This is a genomic window from Rhodopirellula sp. P2 (assembly GCF_028768465.1).
Lineage (GTDB): Bacteria > Planctomycetota > Planctomycetia > Pirellulales > Pirellulaceae > Rhodopirellula.
Window position 1 is genome coordinate 1508708 of record NZ_CP118225.1, and the last position, 16575, is coordinate 1525282.

Below are 16575 nucleotides of genomic sequence, written 5' to 3' on the forward strand. Positions count from 1 at the left end.
CCGAATCGATCGCAGCTTTCATACCAATGATTTCAAGGGTGGATTCGTTCCCGCTGCATATCAGCACGGTCGGGGCATCGAACACGTGCGTGAACCTTGAACACCCCCCTGCTCAATTCCAGGGCACATTGCACGGCAAAGAGCAGGAGGCTGGGCGGTTCATGAAAACTTCATGAATCACTTCACTTCCAACGCATGGCTTTCGCTGTGGCTGTTGTACTGGGGAGCGTACATCGATTCGATGCTTGCCATTCCAGTTTGGTAGTTCCCGCGAAGTTGCACACGGCAGCGAGATTCGAGCACATAGGTTCCCTGGCTGAGGTAACCAATGAAGAAATGCTCGGCAGCGTCTCGAGTGCTTTGGTAATACCCCAATGCATCTTGGCGGCGGTACTGCGACAGAACATTGACGGGCTCGGTCCCACTGCCGCGATGGTCTCGCAGGTGCAAGAATTCCATGTCGCGATCACTGCGAAGGATCAGTCTGGAGACCAGTTCATCGCCAACACGAACGGGTTCGTCGCCAACAGGACGCAGCACGGGGCCGGATTCTGTTGCACGAACGACAAACAGTTGCTTTTCGATTTGCAGTGGCGTTCCATCGTGCGGCGTGATGTTTTCGATGTTCTCAAAGTACTGCCAGTGGACTCCGCCCCAAGCGATGCCGGGAGTTGTCTTCTTGACCTGGATTGACCCCATTTTGGGCGTGATCTCATCGGCCGAGAAACGGTGCTGGTAGAAACCGGTTCCGGCCTCCACGTTGCCCTGGGGGACTTCTTGCTGCCCGACTGCGATGTCGACGACTTCATCAGATGCCAACTTGTCGGTGCCTCGCAGCAGCAACGCGTACACCGCATCGGCGGTGGATTTCGTGGTTTCCCAAGACTGAGTTTCTTTCTGACGCAGCAACCAAGCTTGGCAGAGGTCGACCCGCTGAAGATCGCCGGCGACTTCGTCGAGCAACTCAATCATCATGGCTTGCGTTTCAATCGGTGCTTGGTGCCACCACCAGCCTGAGTTGGCATCGTTCCAGTGCATGCCCTGCTCATCGACCACCGATCGTTCAATCAGTGACGCGACGATTCCTTTGGCCTCGTTGAGTCGCCCCAATCGATGCAAAGCGATCGCGGCATGCCCTTGGCTCATTCGGCTTGACAACGACAACCAGTGCTCTGCGAGCTGGTTGGTCCAGTATTCAACCGCTTCCTTGTGCTCGGGTGCGGTCGGTTGATCCTTGTAGAAACTGCGACCGTACAACAGCATCGCGACCGTCGGCGAGACATGCACTTTGCTGCGGTTTTCCGGTTTGATCTGCTGGTACAACTTGGTCGCGTAGGCGTCCAAGTGCGTGAGCGCTTTCATCGCCACCTGCATGTCGACCTCGACGCCCAGATGTTGCAATCGCCCAAAACCGGTGACAATCAACATGGTGATGGTGTCGTTGGAAGGGCCACCATCAAACCAAGCGAAGCTGCCATCTTCTTTCTGCAGTTCGATCAAACGTCGCGTCAATCGGTCGGCTTGATCGTTGACACGATTGGTGTCAAACAAGATTCCAACATTGCGACGTGCTTCGGATTCAGACTTGGATTGCAAGACCCAAGGTGTTTCGGTGAGGGCGATCGACTTCAGTTCTGCGTTCTGGGCCAGCGGACTGTCCAGTGTGACTCGACCAGCCACCTCGGGTTGGTTTCGCCATTGTTCAAACACGCGTTCGATTCGCGGGTCAGACGTGGCGATGTGCCGCGCCAGCAAGTTCGCATACAAGCGATGGAACGTTTGCTCGCTGCATTCGTGGGGGTACTCCATCAAATACGGCAGCGCCATCACCGCGTACCAAGCCGGATTGGAAGTCATTTGAATGGTCAGCGATTCACTCGACAGCGTGTCGCTTTTGCCTTCCAGCAACTTCGGCAAGGTGAAGGTTTTTGTTTCGGCACCATCGATCGGCAGCGAAATGGACTCGTGCACCAAGACGCGACGCGTCAAGACCGGCAGATAACCTTCTTCGCCATCGGACAAACGGCCTGTCGAACCGACGGCTTTGTAGACCAAGTACCCGATGCCATCGGGCACTTGGATTCGCCATGAGAAGGACTTGGACTGGCCGGCGGGAATTTCAAACGATTGCTTCGGTTGGGAATTGCCGACTTGGTCATCGACGGACTCACCGCTGGCTGCCGACGACAGGTTCAACGCCACCACACCCGTTTGTGTTGCGGCGGATTGGTTGCTGACTTTGACTGTCAGTTCAATTTCATCACCTTCCCGCAGCGTTCGCGGCGGGTTGGGCTGGACCATCAAGTCTTTGCTGGTGACTGCGGTGCCCGAGATGGTTCCGGAGGCGAGGTTGGCACTGTGAGCGAATCCCAACAACTGCCAACGCGTCAATGCTTCTGGCATGGTGAACTTCATTTTCACCGTCCCGTTTTCGTCCGCGATCAATTCGGGGAAGAAGAAAGCGGTCTCGTTCAGGTTCTTTCGCGGCGGGATGCCGGATAAATCGATCTCAGGATCATTGGATTCGGGGGGAGCATCGTCCGCATCTTCGGAATCGCTTGTGATCTCGCTGCCACCCACCATCAAACGAGCGGCCTGTTTCTGCATGGGAGCGGATGCCGGCATTGCTCCATCTGCCATCATCATGTCGGACTCTGCCATCGCCATGTTGCGAGACATCCCACGGGCCATCGGCATGGGCCGTCCGTAGAATTGGTTCAACTGCAGTTCAGAAACCCAGTCGGGATAACTTGGCTCGCCTCCCGGGTACCCACGGTGCGACCACATCACAACGGTCGTCAGACCTTGCCATCCGTTGTTCAAGTACGGACTCCGCGTGCTTCGGTCTCGATAGAAGGCGTGGAAGCCGGTTTCAAAGCGATGCTTTGCGAACACGTCGAGGGACGCGTCGTAAAGCGTTGCCACCATTTCCATGATGGAATCCTGTTTGGACTTGGTCGATTCATCCACCACCTTGGGTTCGATGACTGCCGTCCAAGTCTCTTCCGCACCGGGTTTGAGTTTGGAAACGAAACGCTCCCAGCGGATCGACCAATCTTTGTTCGTCCAAGGAACGTTGACGATCTGTTGATGCAGATGCAGACGGTTCTCGTGAACCATCATCACGCGGACGACAAAGCCACCTCGCATCGACTCGTCGATCGCTTGTGTGATCTTGATTTGAGTCTTGTCGCCGGAGGTCCAGTATTGCTGCAGGATCTCGCCGCGATGCTCGACTTCCACCAAGGCCTTGGCGTCCTCGTAGCCGCTGCCCCAAACAGCATGGAACGTTTCGCCTGGTTCCCACTGAGATTGAGGCGTCACAAACAGGCTGGCGATCGGCAGCCCGAGTTGGTCCGCCTGGGGATCAAACACTCGCAGCGGCAACAACGCCGAGACCGAGTTGCCGGCTGAATCGACGGCCGACAAGACCGCTCGGTAGTGTCCCTTGGGAAGCGAGACCTCCCAGGAGCCTTGGCCATTGGCATCGGTTTGCAAAGTCTTCGAGGACTGCAATTCATCCAGTGGCCATGAATTCGGATCTTCTGGACGAACTCGTTTCGCTTCGTCGTCCGCATCCGCTGGTAGCGGTTGGTACGTTCCCCAACGCGGTTGTGGAACGACTTCGGGAGCCTTCAGGGACCAGACTTCGATTTTGACTTCGGCGGTTTGGGCTTCGCCGTCGAGCGAGGTGGTTTGGACCTGAATGTCGACCGGTTCTTGTTCTGTCAACCAATCGGGACGGTCGACGCTCATTTGGGCTGACATCGTCGTGTAGCCCGCTGTGACGGTGCGTTTGTCTGATCGAGTTTCGCCGGTTGTGTCCACGACGTCGGCAGTGACCACGTATCGGAACGTGGGCTCGCTGGCTCGATCGACCGAGGCATCAGGCACGGCATCGAAGGAAACGTCGAAACGTCCCAGTTCATCCGTGGTGGTTTCGCCTTGCACGATCGTTTGAGGTTCGGCGGGAGGCGTCGGGATCCACCAGCATCGCCATCCCCACCAAATCGGATACTGGACTTGTCGAACGACGGTGTATCGAACGGTCGCGTCGTTGATCGCCGCGCCGGTGTAGGCGGTCGCGCGACCGGAGACCGTCACCGATTCTTCCAGTCGGACCGGATCCTTGGGAGCGTCCAGTGTCACTTCGAATTTCGGACGTTTGTACTCTTCCACACGAACGGTGGCGGAGCCTCGAGGGAAGTCACGAACGACCAATCGCATTTGGCCGGTCAATCCCGAAGTCGGCAGATGAAAACTTCCATGGCAACTGCCGCGGTCGTTGGTGATCAGGTCCAACGTTTCGACGACTTGGTTGTTGGGATCGAGCAGTTGAACCTGCAACGATTTGCGATTGTGAGTTTCGTACAGATTTTCTGATTGGTCGTTGGTCGTTGCGATCGCTTTGAAGCGAAGCGTTTGGCCCGGGCGGTAAATCGCTCGGTCGGTGAAGAACACGGTGCGACCGCCGAGTTGCTTCGACGTTCGTGAGGGGCGAATGGAATGATGCTGCTGGGCCGGAAGGCGATCCTTGCCGTTTTGTGCCAGCAACAACAGGTTGTCCAAGTTTGATCCCTTCTCCGCTTTCATCTCGAAGCGACCGTTCTGATCCGTGGTCAGCGACGGCAGCGACCGGTATCGGTACCCGTTGTTGAAATTGGTTCGAGGTTGCCCTTCGTTGGTCCAGTTCCAAACCGCCACAGTCGCTTGTGGGACTGGATCGCCCGTGTTGGAATCCAGCACGTGTCCTTCGAGGGTGCCTTGGTTCCAGCGACCTTCGGTGACGAGTGCCAATTCGCTGACCCAAACCTGTTTGCCCGCCAGGTAGTTCTCTTTCCAAACGAAGTCTTGGTTGACGCTGGCGATCAGCATGTAGCTTCCCTTGGCCAAGTCTTTGGGGACGTCGACTCGGTGAACGCTGGTTTTGAAGTCGGCGGTTTTTTTCAAGTCGACCGACCACTGTTGCACGGCGGGCTCTTCGCCAAACTTCCTCAACCAGTCGTGCTCGTTGTTCTGAACCATCTGGCCTGATTTCAGCAGTTGGTCAAAGCTGAGCGAGATCAGTCTGAAGTGCACCTTGGTGATGTTCTTGTAGCTGATTTCGATTTCAGCTTGAGCGGACTCGGCCAGGGCCGGGTTCCAAACACGTTCCGTCGCGATGTTGAGCTGGGGTGCTTCGATTTGTTCGATCAACGCGGCACATTGGCGACCGCCAAAACTATCTGGATGAGCTGCCACGGCCGCCTTGGCAATTTGATGAGCGCGTACGAACTCCTCTTTCCCCATTTCCTGTTGAGCAAGCTGGAAACTGGCTCGGGTGCTGATCGGATGGTTTGCGTTCTCACTGAGGAAACGCTGCATCGCGGTTTGCGAGCGTTCGTCTTTGGTCGTGCCAACTGCGTTCTGCTCCGCGAAACGCAAACGGTTCCAGTTCGCGTCCAAGAAAGCGTCTCGTTGTTCGTCAGCTTTGGATTGACGGAATTGAACCCAGTCCTGCATCAATTCCGAGGCTCGGCGAAGCGGCGATTCAAGATCAGTTTCTGGGATCTCCCAAGCCAGGAAGTCGGCGACGGGATCCAAGATCGGCGAACTCGCTTCCAGTTCGAAACGCTCAATCGGTCCGCTGTAGATCGAATGGGCATCGACGAAGTGAGCGATTGCTTGATTGACCAAGAAGTCATAGACGGTCGGGCGATAAGACTCGGGGGCGCTGCCCTGCGTGATCAATCGCTGGATCGATGTCAGTTCGGTCGTTTGAAGCGTCTCGGCGTTTTCCAGGGCTTGATCGAACAGCCCACCGGCGTGGCGGATGATCCGCTGAGCACTCCACGTTTTCAGGTCATCCGCTGACTTGATCGGCGTCGTGTCGTCCTCGCGAATTTCGATCTCGGTGCGGTTTTGGAAACGCCATTGGTTTTGTTGTTGATAGGAGTAGAACCAACTGGCCAGCACCGCTTGCAGCAGCGGTTTGGAAGCCTCGGGGGCGGAATCCATGTCGTCTTGCAGATACAGGATCCGGTCTTCGGCACCGCCGCCATCGAGTTGACCTCGCAGGGAGGCTCGCATCCCCATGGCCAAGACCGCATCGTCGTGGTCTTCTTCGGCGATCGCGGCGGGTACGATGGCGTCGTAGTGCTCCATCGCAGTTTTGGGCAGCCCTTTTTGCAACGCTTCTTTGGCAGCGTCAAATTGCTGCTTCCGCCACGCGGCATCTTGTTTGGATTCAGCGGCCATGGAGAGTCTCAGGGGCGAGGAAAGCAACCCGAGCAACAGACTCAAAACAACAAAAACGCAAGTCACGGTACGAAATTGCCGCATAGTAGATCACCTCAAGAAGCTGCAAAGAAAAGACACTGCCACTTAGGGTAACGATTGAACCAGCATGTTATTAGGCGGAAATTTTTGGATCGTCGCTTGGTTCTTTTTGGCCGCGTTGGTGTACAGCAGCGCAGGCTTTGGTGGCGGCTCCACCTACACCGCGTTGTTGGTGCTGAACGACGTCGATCATCGCGTTTTGCCGATGCTTTCCTTGGTTTGCAACCTGCTGGTTGTGTCGGGAGCCTGCCTGCGTTTCACGCGACAGAAACAAATGCCATGGTCACGCTGTGTCCCCCTGGTGGTCGGGTCCATTCCGATGGCCTGGGTTGGAGGGTCAATCGCCTTGGATCGGGAAGTCTTCGTGCCGCTGTTGAGCGGCACGTTGATTGTGGCGGGCGTCTTGCTGCTGTGGGGCGGTCGGAAACAGCAGGGCGACGGATCTGCTTCTTCGTCCCTGGAGCACGAAAACGATTCACTCGCCATTCCACCACTCTCGGGAAGCATGGATTTGGGGTGGCGATCCGGAGTGGTTTGGCAAACGACTCTCGGCGCCGGGCTGGGGTTGTTGGCCGGATTGGTGGGGATCGGGGGCGGGATATTTTTGTCGCCCGTGCTGCACCTGAGTCGCTGGAGTCACGCACGCGACATTGCCGCGACCAGTTCCTTGTTCATCCTGGTCAACTCGGTCGCAGGATTGATTGGGCAAACCAGCAAGCACGGCTGGTCACTCGGTGAGATCGCGACGGAATTTCACACGCACGCGCCGTGGTGGCCATGGTTGTTCGTCAGCGTTTTGATCGGCGGTCAGATTGGGAACCGGGCCGCCTCGAGTTGGCTGTCGCACCTGACGCTCCGCCGCATCACCGCTGTGATTGTGCTGGCCGCGGGGATTCGTCTGGGGTGGATGTAGGTCGAAAGTGGCATCGGCTTCACCCAACCAGTTTCTGATGGGATGCGATCAGCTGATCCGCTGCGGCGTTGATTTCATCGGCGGTGTTGAATCGACCGACGCCGAACCGCACGCTTCGGCGGGCTTCCGATTCGGTCAATCCCATCGCCAAGAGCACGTGGCTGGGAAGAGCCTCGGTGCTGCTGCACGCGGATCCGCTGCTGAATGCAACGTCTGGCGTGGCCGCCATCCAGGCTTCTCCCTCGACGTCTCGCAAACGCACATTCAGATTGCCTGGCAAGCGAGCGGACGAATTCTCGTGCCAACTGGAACCATTCAGTTGCAATCCATCGAGCGCGGAATGCAAACGATTCCAAAGCAACTCCCGCAGTTCCAGTATCCGCGATGTGTCACTTTCGAGATCGTCGTTCGCGATTTGCAACGCGGTCGCCATCGCAACGATGGTGGCGGGATTGAGTGTTCCGCCACGAAGCCCACGTTGCTGGCCGCCGCCGACGATTTGGGGGCGCAGTCGCACACGACGATTGCCGTTGCCGACCACCAGGAAACCAGTGCTCTTGGGACCATAGAACTTGTGCGCCGAGGCGGTCAGCAAGTCAACGTCGGTCGTTCGCACATCCACGGGCAATCGCCCGACGGCTTGCGTTGCGTCGCAGTGCAGCAGTGCGCCTGCTTCGTGAGTGATTTCTGCGATCGCTTCGATAGACGCGATCGTTCCAATTTCATTGTTGGCCCACATAATGGAAACCACCGCGGTCTGCTCATTGACGGCAGTTCGCAGTTGGTCCAGGTCGACTTGTCCGGCCGAGGGATGATCGTGCGGATGGACGCCAACGTGGATGATTTCGACCGGTTGGCCGCTGGCGAGGCTTTGCTTGGAAAGATCCTCCGCGACTTCCAAGACCGCCGGGTGTTCGGTCTGGCAGATCACCACTTGGTGCCGTTTGCAGCGCGGGTGCATCAGGACACCTCGCAGGGCCAGGTTGATGCTCTCGGTGGCACCGGACGTCACGACCAAGCTTTCGCGAGGAGCATTCAGGATCGCGGCCATCGAATCGAGTGATCGGTCGATCGCCCGGCGAACTTCGCGTCCGACTTCGTGGGAATCACTGTGCGGGTTGCCAAAGTGCTGCGTCAGGTAGGGCAGCATGGCTTGCACCACGCGTGGGTCGCAGGGCGTCGTGGCATGATGGTCGAGGTAGATCATCGGAGATCGCGATCCTTGGATCGTCGCTAGCGAATCGCTTTGCCGCTTGGCAGCGACGCTTGTTGCACAACGGCCTGGTCCAACGTCGCCTGATTCGCGATCGGCGAGCCCTCCAGTGGCGAGAACTCGGCGTACACCGGCAGGTAGCTGGATACCGTTTGTGCTTCGGAGAGACTGAGATTGTACACACGCAGGAAGTCATAGACTCCACCGCGACCGATCGCTTCCGCGGTCGATTGAAAATCAAACACGATGTTTTCGGTCTGATGCCGTCCAAAGATATCCGTGGGCGTGCTGGACACGGCCGCACGGACGGTTTGACCCGCGATGGTTGGCAACAGGTACGCGTCATCGGCTTGGAACAATCCCATCATCAAGATGTCATCTTCGCCTCGGCCGTCGTCTCGAATGGAATCAAACAATTGCCCCAGCAAGGCGACTTCGCTGGGGGCTCGTCCCAGATCGATTCGCACATTGGCAACCGTGAATGTCCAGGCTCTCGCGGCACTGGGTTGCGCCGCTCGGAACCAGGCGACCAACGGGTCGTAGAGCATCTGTTGGTCGGGATCGGCAACGGTGTACGTCTGTGTCCGGTCGACTCGAATGCGATCGGGACGGAACAGAATCACCATTTGTTCGCCACGATCGGAGGGGCCTGTCGGACCGCCCAGGACGTAATCGAACACAGGGCCGCCGCTGCCCAGTGAGTTTTCGTTGATTGCGTCGACCATCCGGGGCACGAGGTCTTGATGAATCGACGAAACCTGTTGCAGCGCGATCAAGTCGAATTGACGAACAACGCGGATCAGGTTTTTCCGGCAGATGTTGCTGGCCAGCTTGGTCGGCCCGAATCCGTCCAAGGACCAGGATGCGATGCGAAGATTTCTGTACTGGGGCGGTCGCTTCGCCGAAATCTGCTCGGCCGGGGCGGCACCGTTGGCGGCATTGTTCGGGGTGCCCCACACGCTTTCTTTCGTGGAGGAGCCCGATCGCAGCAGGTCGCTGGGGCTGTAGATGACCGGGTCGGCTTCGATGGGATTGCCCGACTCGTCGACGGGCCAATTCAGTGATCCGCGAGCTTCCGTCGACGACGTGAACGTGAACGGGTCGTCGAGTTTCTCCCACGCAAATTCGGCTTTGGGTTTGATCGCGACTCCGTCCAGCCCGTCGATGTTGTAGTGTTGGAAGAAGTACCACCCCCCGCCGATCAACAACACGACGATCAAAGCCATCTGAATAGGATGGCCTTTCTCGGTTGGATCGGACATAGCTGCCTCCGGGACAATTGGGGCGGGTTTTGGGGCGACGAGCGGTTTTCTGGGCGGGGCAAATCAAATCGACCCGCCACCATCGTGTTGAATCGGCGCCCGCATCGTTGCAGTCCAAAAAATGGACGCTCATCCCCCCCTCCCTCGCAACCGGCATACTTTCTGGGGGGCTGGGCCTGTCTTTCCCGAGCGACCTTGGTCAATCTTCTTTCCCGAAGCCAGCAAACGCGGTGTGAGCCGCTGACACTGTTCGCTTGGCTCGTTATTCTGGTTGCTCGTACCGTCCCAGCTTTTTCTATCAAGTGGTTGAAACGTTCCCGTGAGCGACATCATTCCCGTCGAAGTTCCTACCGTTGGCGAATCGATCAGCGAAGTGCAAATCGGCAATTGGCTCAAACAAGAAGGTGACTGGGTCAAGAGCGGCGAAGATCTCGTCGAAATTGAAACGGAAAAAGCGTCGGTGCAAATCCCCGCTCCCGTCAGCGGTTTCTTGCAGTCGATCACGAAACAGTCCGAAGAATTCGCCGAAGTCGGCCAACAAATCGCATCGATCCAAGTCGCGGAACAGCCCGCGGGCGGCGGTGGATCCTCCAGTGGTGGTTCGACGCCTGCGGCTGGGAACGCCGCACCGGCCCCTGCACCCTCGGCACCGGCCGCATCCAGCCCCGCCCAAGGTGGCGGAGGGTTTGTGATGCCTGCCGCCCAGCGGTTGCTCGACGAACACAAGTTGGATTCGTCGCAGGTCCCCGCCACGGGACCCGGTGGCCGCTTGCTGAAGGAAGACGTGCTGGCTTACATCCGTAGCGGAGCTTCCCGCCCGGCTGCACCCGCTGCACCACCAGCGGTTCCTGCCACGCCTGCGCCACCCGCCCCGGCTCAGCCAATGTCGGTCCCGGAAACAGCTTCGCTGATGACCAGCGGTGGTTACCGGTCCGAAGAAGTCAAACCGATGAGCATGCTGCGTCGCACGATTGCGTCGCGACTCGTCCAGGCCCAGCAAACCGCGGCGCTGCTGACGACCTTCAACGAGATCAACATGGCACCGGTCATGGCGATCCGCAGCAAGTACAAAGATGCCTTCGCCAAGAAGCACGGTGTCAAACTGGGCTTCATGTCGTTCTTTGCCAAAGCCACGGTCGAAGCCCTGCGTCGTTATCCCGCCGTCAACGCGGAAATTCGTGGCGACTCGATGGTCTATCGCAACTACCAAGACATCGGCATCGCGATTGGCGGTGGCAAGGGCTTGGTCGTTCCGGTCCTTCGCAACGTGGAACGCATGTCGTTTGCCGAAGTCGAAGGCAGCATCTCCGAGTACGCTCGCTTGGCGGGTGAAAACCGGTTGCAACCCGGTGACTTGATGGGCGGCACGTTCACGATCAGCAACGGCGGGATCTACGGATCACTGCTCAGCACGCCGATCGTCAATCCGCCTCAAAGCGGTATCTTGGGCCTGCACTCGATTCAAGAACGTCCCGTCGCTGAAGACGGGCAAGTCGTGATCCGTCCGATGATGTACGTCGCGTTGACGTATGACCACCGCATCGTTGACGGACGTGAAGCGGTCGGATTCTTGGTCGCGATCAAAGAAACGATCGAAGACCCAGCCCGACTGTTCCTGGAAGTCTGATCAGGCGACGTCCCAGGGGCGTTCTCTGGATCACTGGAGAAGCGAAGCTCGGTAAGGGGTTCGCGATTGCTGCGATCGCAAACGTCTTGCCGACATTCCGCTGCGACGAGATGGTTGGTTGAGGTTGGGGCTGAAACAACCGGGCCTAACGGCCAACGGCTCACTTTTGAAGTCGTTTGACGACTTCGGTGTGCCCGTTGCTGGTGGCAAAATCGATCGCTGTCTCGCCATCGGTGTCTTTCTTGGTCGGGTCGGCGCCGGCGTCGAGCAACAACTCCACGACCGCCATCTGGCCTTCCGCGGCGGCAAACATCAGCGGTGAAAAGTGTTCTTCGCTGTCCACGAGATCCACTGCCGCACCGGCATCGAGCAACAACTTGACCGTTTCGGCGTTGTCGGCGGTGGAGGCGTACATCAGCGCCGTGCGACCAAAGGAATCTCGGTGGTCGACTTCGACCTCCTGGGACAGCAACCATTCCACCACCGGCGTGTGACCGTCGAAGGCAGCCATCTGAATCGCGGTGCGTTGCTGTTCGTCCATGGCTGAGACGTCCACGCCTTGGCCAGCGAGTCGTTTCACGCCTGCGATGTCACCCAGCATCGCGGCTTCGCGAAATTGGTCTTCGGGCGACGTCTCGGGCAGCGGCACATCTTCCGACGTGGCCATGCCCTCGGGCGCTTGGGGTGCCAGCACCTCTTCCCGTTCGCGTCGTGGGAAATCTTCTGGCGAGAGACGTTTGGACTCGCACCCCGAAAGCACGGCGGTTGTGCCGAGGATCAAGACGCTGAAGAACGTGAACGAACGAACGGGAACGCGACGCGTCCGAGGCGGGTGGTTTTGCATGGCCCTAACATAGTCGCAGTGACTCAGGCCGGCCAAGCTCACGCACTGAATTGACGCAACAGTTTCTGAGGGACGCCAATCGAAATCACGTGGACCTGGCCGGTGCAACGAACTGCGTCTTGCTTGGCAAAACCCACTTTCGGCGCAGCGAAGGTCAGCGTGTGATCGGCGTGGAAGGTTGGCTCGCCCGTTGCTCCCGTGTCGCCATTCATTCCGGTCGGAATGTCCAGCGCAATCCGGATCGCCGAGGCTGCGTTGGCCGCCTCCACGACCTCGAGGTAGCGACCACGCAGTGGCGGCTTGGCCCCGGTGCCCAGCAATCCATCGACGAGGATGTCCGCCGCTGGAAAACATTCCTTTGCGGACGCCTCGCCGAGGACCTGGATTTTGATCCCCGCGGCTTCCGCGATTTTGGCTTGAATCGCCGCATCGCCGTGCAGTTCGTCGATTTTTGCCATCGCCAGGATCGTGACCTCACGGCCGGCCAACTGCAAATGTCGCGCGATCGTGAATCCGTCGCCACCGTTGTTGCCTTTGCCGCACAGGATCAACACGCTGCCAGCGGGGGCGATTTCGTCGATGCATTCCGCCGCGCCGCGTCCGGCATTTTCCATCAACACGATGCCGGGCATATGAAATTGCTGCATCGCCACCTGGTCAATCTGACGGACTTGTTCGCAGGTCATCGGCGGCAGTTGGAGAACTGGATTCATGGTCGCTTCCTTTGAGTTCAAGCGGGGCGGGGCAGGGCGAAGCAAACCGTTTCCTCGTGCGGCTGACAAAAACAGCTTCTTCGGCCATTCCCAGTGGTGCGAACGACTTCCGTAAGAAACAATGGAACGATGTGGGCGGCGTGCCCATGGTTTGTTCCTTGGCCCATGGCTTGTTCCCTGGCCATGGTTTGTTCCCAGAACCGTGTTCCTCTCGGATACCGAAGATGCCTCTGTACGAATACGAATGCAAGACGTGTGATGACGTGGTTGAGATTTTGGTTCGATCTCAGGATGAAGAAGTGGCCTGCCCGAAATGCAGCAATGCTGAATTGACGCGTGTCCTCAGCGTCCCCTCGGCTCCCTCGATGAGCGGCGGCAGTTCGAGCTTGCCCATGGCGGGCGGTGGCGAAGCCTGCGGTGCCCCGCGATGTTGCGGCGGCGGTTGCCAAATGTGATCAGGTAGGCAGGAATGATCGGGCAGAACCATGTCAGCCGTTTGGGCGTTCGCCTGGGCTGATAAAAATGAAATCAACCAGGCGGTTTCCGACGAATGGTATTGATACGACGTTTGTCGTGATTGAAAAAGTGAAAGTGTAAATTGACAATTGTAAAATGCCGGAATGCGTGGATGAAAACGCATCAATTTGCATTTTTCAATTGTCAATTCAACTTTTTCAATGAGTTGCATTTGGTTCGCACACTTACCACCCTGCCAACATTTCCATCAGCCCTGCGTTCGCCCCGGTTGTACGTGGGAACAGTGGCGTTTGCGATGACCGTTCAAATGCCAACAGGCTCCTGCCGACCTGCTTGATTTGCCGGGCGGCAGCCACTTTTCGCGAGCGGGGCGAATTCTCAAATGGGGCGCTGGATCGTTTACAATCCACGCCCCCGTCTGATGCTTTTTATTGACGCCGGAAGGTGGGGCCTCCATCGCTGAGGCCTCGCCCCGCGACGTTCCATCCCGCCAGGAGAGTTCCATGAGCCGCTTTCTCACAGTGCGCGCGTTCGCACGGACCGCCGTGTTTCTCGCGGCGGGTTTGGCCTCGCTGGCCGATCTTCATCAAGCCAATGCGAAAGAGGCCAATGCGAAAGAGGATCGGGAAACGATCGTTCGCAATGACCGGGAACGAGTGCTGGCGACCGGGTATTGGATTTACAACGACCTGGACGCGGCTTACGAACAAGCCCGCCAGTCCGGCAAACCAATCTTGGTTGTTTTGCGTTGCCTGCCCTGCGAAGAGTGCGTCAAGCTGGACGACGACTTGGTCGAAGGCGATCCCGAGCTGAAGCGTCTGCTCGACCAATACGTTCGCGTTCGTGTGGTCGGCACCAATGGCTTGGATTTGAATGTGTTTCAGTACGACACGGATCAGTCCTTTGCTGTCTTCATGCTCAACGCTGACAAAACGGTTTACGGCCGCTTTGGAACGCGGTCACATCGCACCGAATGGCTGGGCGATGTTTCCTTGGAAGGGATGGCTGCGGCGCTTCGAGGGAGCTTGAAACTGCACGAAGCCTACCCTGCCAATCGTGAATCCCTGGCGGGCAAGACCGGTGATCCGTTGGAGTTTGTTTCTCCGGAAAAGTACCCCACGCTAACGGACCGGCCCGATCACCTCGATTACGCTGGGCAAGTCGCAAAGAGCTGCATCCATTGCCATCAAATTGGCGAGGCCCGGCGTGATTACTACTGGCAGAAAGGGGAGTCGATCCCGGAAGAAGTGCTGCATCCTTACCCGCATCCCAAATCGATTGGGTTGGTGCTCGACGCACGGTACCCGGCTCGCGTGAAGAGCGTTGCCGAAGGATCGGCGGCTGCGAAAGCCGGCTTTCAAGTTGGCGATGATTTGCTGAGCATTCATTCGCAGCCCTTGGTTTCGATGGCGGACGTGCAGTGGGCTCTCAACCAAGTTCCGGCCTCAGGTGCCGAGGTGGAGATCCAAACCAAACGTGGCGATCAAGCACGGACGCTCACGTTGTCCCTGCCAGAGGGCTGGCGGCGATGGGACGATTCGTCTTGGCGAGTTTCGTCGTGGATGATGCGGCGGATCGCTGGTGGGGGAATGCGTTTGCTGCCTCTGGACGAAAGCGAGCGGCAGGAGCTCCATTTGCGATCGCCGATGGCACTCCGAGTTGCCAATGTTGGTAAATATGGACTTCACGCGACCGCTCACAAGGCTGGCGTGCGCGTCGACGATATTCTGATTGAATACGACGGCAAATCGGATTTGACTCGCGAGGCCGACATCTTCGATCACGTGAACGAGCAGCATCGCCCGGGTGACCGTATTTCGATGAAGTTTCTTCGCGATGGCCGCGTACGAACGGTTGAAATTCCCATTCAGAAGTGACCCGAGTCCTTTCATCGGGTTTGCCATCTGCCCGCGGCACGGACGCCGCTTTTTGAATTTCTCCGATTTCGTCTTGATCCCAGGGTGTGTTTCCCGGTAATTCTTGGCGTGGAGAAACGCAGTATGAATCACCCTCAAAATCACGCTTCCGGCGTCGAAGATTCGACAGGCTTCGATCGAGCCCCGGAGGTCTTCGTGACCAATTTTCATCGCCGATTCACTGGTGTTTCCGCGACCGCGAATGCGGTTGTCTCCGGCCAAAAATCCCGTCTGAAGCTGTGTTTGGTCGGCGACCCTCTCCCGGACGCTCCCGAGCCGCTCAGTTATCGCAAAGCCCTTCGTTCCAGTTTTCAACGGCCTTCGAATCGTCCGTTTTCGATCTGGCATGTGCGACGCAACATGGAGATGAGTGCGGCGATCTTCGCTCGCGATGTCCTGCGGTTGCCCATTCGAATCGTGTTCACGTCGGCGGCGATCCGCCGTCACTCGGCGTTCCCACGAGCCCTGATTTCACGGATGGATGCGGTCGTCGCAACCACCGAAACCGCCGGGGCTTTCGTTCCGAACTTGGCCTCGGTCGTGCCGCACGGGGTCGACACCCAGAAATTCACGCCGGCCGACGATCGCGTGGCAGCTTGGCAGGCGACCGGTTTGCCTGGCAAACACGGCATCGGCATCGTCGGTCGTGTGCGAGCCGAAAAGGGGACTGATTTGTTCGTGGAATCGATGTGCGAACTGCTGCCCCAAAATCCCGATTTCACCGCCGTCGTGATCGGACGTGCCAAACCAGAGGACTCAGCCTTTGAGAAGGCTTTGAAAGCCAAGATCGACGCTTGCGGGCTGACCGATCGCATTGTGTTCATCGGCGAAGTCCCCAGTCACGAGCTGCCAACTTGGATGCGAAGTCTGTCGCTGCTGGTCGCACCGGCCCGCTACGAGGGCTACGGCATGACCGCGCTGGAGGCGCTGTCCAGTGGCGTTCCTGTTGTTGCGGCCGACACCGGTGTCTATGCCTCTGTGATTGACGAGGGTGTGACGGGCCATGTCGTCCCGATCGGCGATCGCGAGAAGCTCCGACAATCCATCCAGGCAATGCTCCAGGATCCAAGCCGGCTCCAAGTTGCTGGCCAGTTGGGCCGATCCTTCGCCGTCAACTCGCTCAGCCTGAACAACGAGATCGACGGCTACCAGCAAGTCTACGACCGCCTCTGGGCTGGTGAATCCTTTCGTGCTCGCCACGCTGCCTGAAGATCATCGCTTGACTTGGAAGGCGACTCGCTGATACCTCCGAGTACTCTCCCGTCGACGAAGCCGACTGGACCCCACCGCCA

At 58.1% G+C, this 16575-nt stretch carries 10 protein-coding genes; 5 read left to right on the plus strand and 5 right to left on the minus strand.

Features of this window, described 5'->3' with window-relative positions; all coding sequences use genetic code 11:
• Positions 1-177: 177 nt before the first annotated feature.
• Positions 178-6237, minus strand: a complete 6060-nt coding sequence (locus PSR62_RS05270) for an alpha-2-macroglobulin family protein (protein WP_274406767.1) — start codon at positions 6235-6237, stop codon at positions 178-180.
• A 148-nt stretch (positions 6238-6385) separates the two neighbouring features.
• Here PSR62_RS05270 and PSR62_RS05275 point away from each other — a divergent pair, with 148 nt between their 5' ends.
• Positions 6386-7231: a sulfite exporter TauE/SafE family protein gene (locus PSR62_RS05275; protein WP_274406768.1), complete on the plus strand. Its 846-nt coding sequence runs from the start codon at positions 6386-6388 to the stop codon at positions 7229-7231.
• A 19-nt stretch (positions 7232-7250) separates the two neighbouring features.
• Here PSR62_RS05275 and PSR62_RS05280 read toward each other — a convergent pair whose 3' ends face one another.
• Together PSR62_RS05280 and PSR62_RS05285 are read right to left on the minus strand one after the other, a co-directional pair.
• Positions 7251-8438: a cysteine desulfurase family protein gene (locus tag PSR62_RS05280; RefSeq protein ID WP_274406769.1), complete on the minus strand. Its 1188-nt coding sequence runs from the start codon at positions 8436-8438 to the stop codon at positions 7251-7253.
• Between the two features lie 26 nt (positions 8439-8464).
• Positions 8465-9706 (minus strand): deoxyribonuclease I, encoded by a 1242-nt coding sequence (locus PSR62_RS05285; protein WP_274406770.1) that lies wholly within the window; start codon positions 9704-9706, stop codon positions 8465-8467.
• A gap of 319 nt (positions 9707-10025) precedes the next feature.
• Here PSR62_RS05285 and odhB point away from each other — a divergent pair, with 319 nt between their 5' ends.
• Positions 10026-11333 (plus strand): 2-oxoglutarate dehydrogenase complex dihydrolipoyllysine-residue succinyltransferase, encoded by a 1308-nt coding sequence (odhB, locus tag PSR62_RS05290; protein WP_274406771.1) that lies wholly within the window; start codon positions 10026-10028, stop codon positions 11331-11333.
• 160 nt (positions 11334-11493) lie between these two features.
• On the opposite strand, the gene PSR62_RS05295 is transcribed toward odhB, so the two are convergent.
• Both PSR62_RS05295 and PSR62_RS05300 read right to left on the minus strand, forming a co-directional pair.
• The gene (locus tag PSR62_RS05295; protein ID WP_274406772.1) at positions 11494-12177 is read right to left on the minus strand and encodes an ankyrin repeat domain-containing protein; all 684 of its coding nucleotides are present in this window, start codon (positions 12175-12177) and stop codon (positions 11494-11496) included.
• A gap of 38 nt (positions 12178-12215) precedes the next feature.
• Entirely contained in the window at positions 12216-12890 is a 675-nt protein-coding gene (locus tag PSR62_RS05300; protein ID WP_274406773.1) for an NAD(P)H-hydrate epimerase, read from the minus strand.
• Positions 12891-13114: 224 nt separating this feature from the next.
• Here PSR62_RS05300 and PSR62_RS05305 point away from each other — a divergent pair, with 224 nt between their 5' ends.
• The 3 genes from PSR62_RS05305 to PSR62_RS05315 all read left to right on the plus strand — a co-directional run bounded on the left by PSR62_RS05305 (position 13115) and on the right by PSR62_RS05315 (position 16492).
• The gene (locus PSR62_RS05305; protein ID WP_274406774.1) at positions 13115-13345 is read left to right on the plus strand and encodes an FmdB family zinc ribbon protein; all 231 of its coding nucleotides are present in this window, start codon (positions 13115-13117) and stop codon (positions 13343-13345) included.
• 525 nt (positions 13346-13870) lie between these two features.
• A complete protein-coding gene (locus PSR62_RS05310; protein ID WP_274406775.1) occupies positions 13871-15244 on the plus strand; it encodes a Trx7/PDZ domain-containing (seleno)protein in 1374 nt (457 codons plus the stop codon).
• A gap of 123 nt (positions 15245-15367) precedes the next feature.
• Positions 15368-16492, plus strand: a complete 1125-nt coding sequence (locus PSR62_RS05315; RefSeq protein WP_274406776.1) for a glycosyltransferase family 4 protein — start codon at positions 15368-15370, stop codon at positions 16490-16492.
• The last annotated feature ends 83 nt before the right edge of the window (positions 16493-16575 follow it).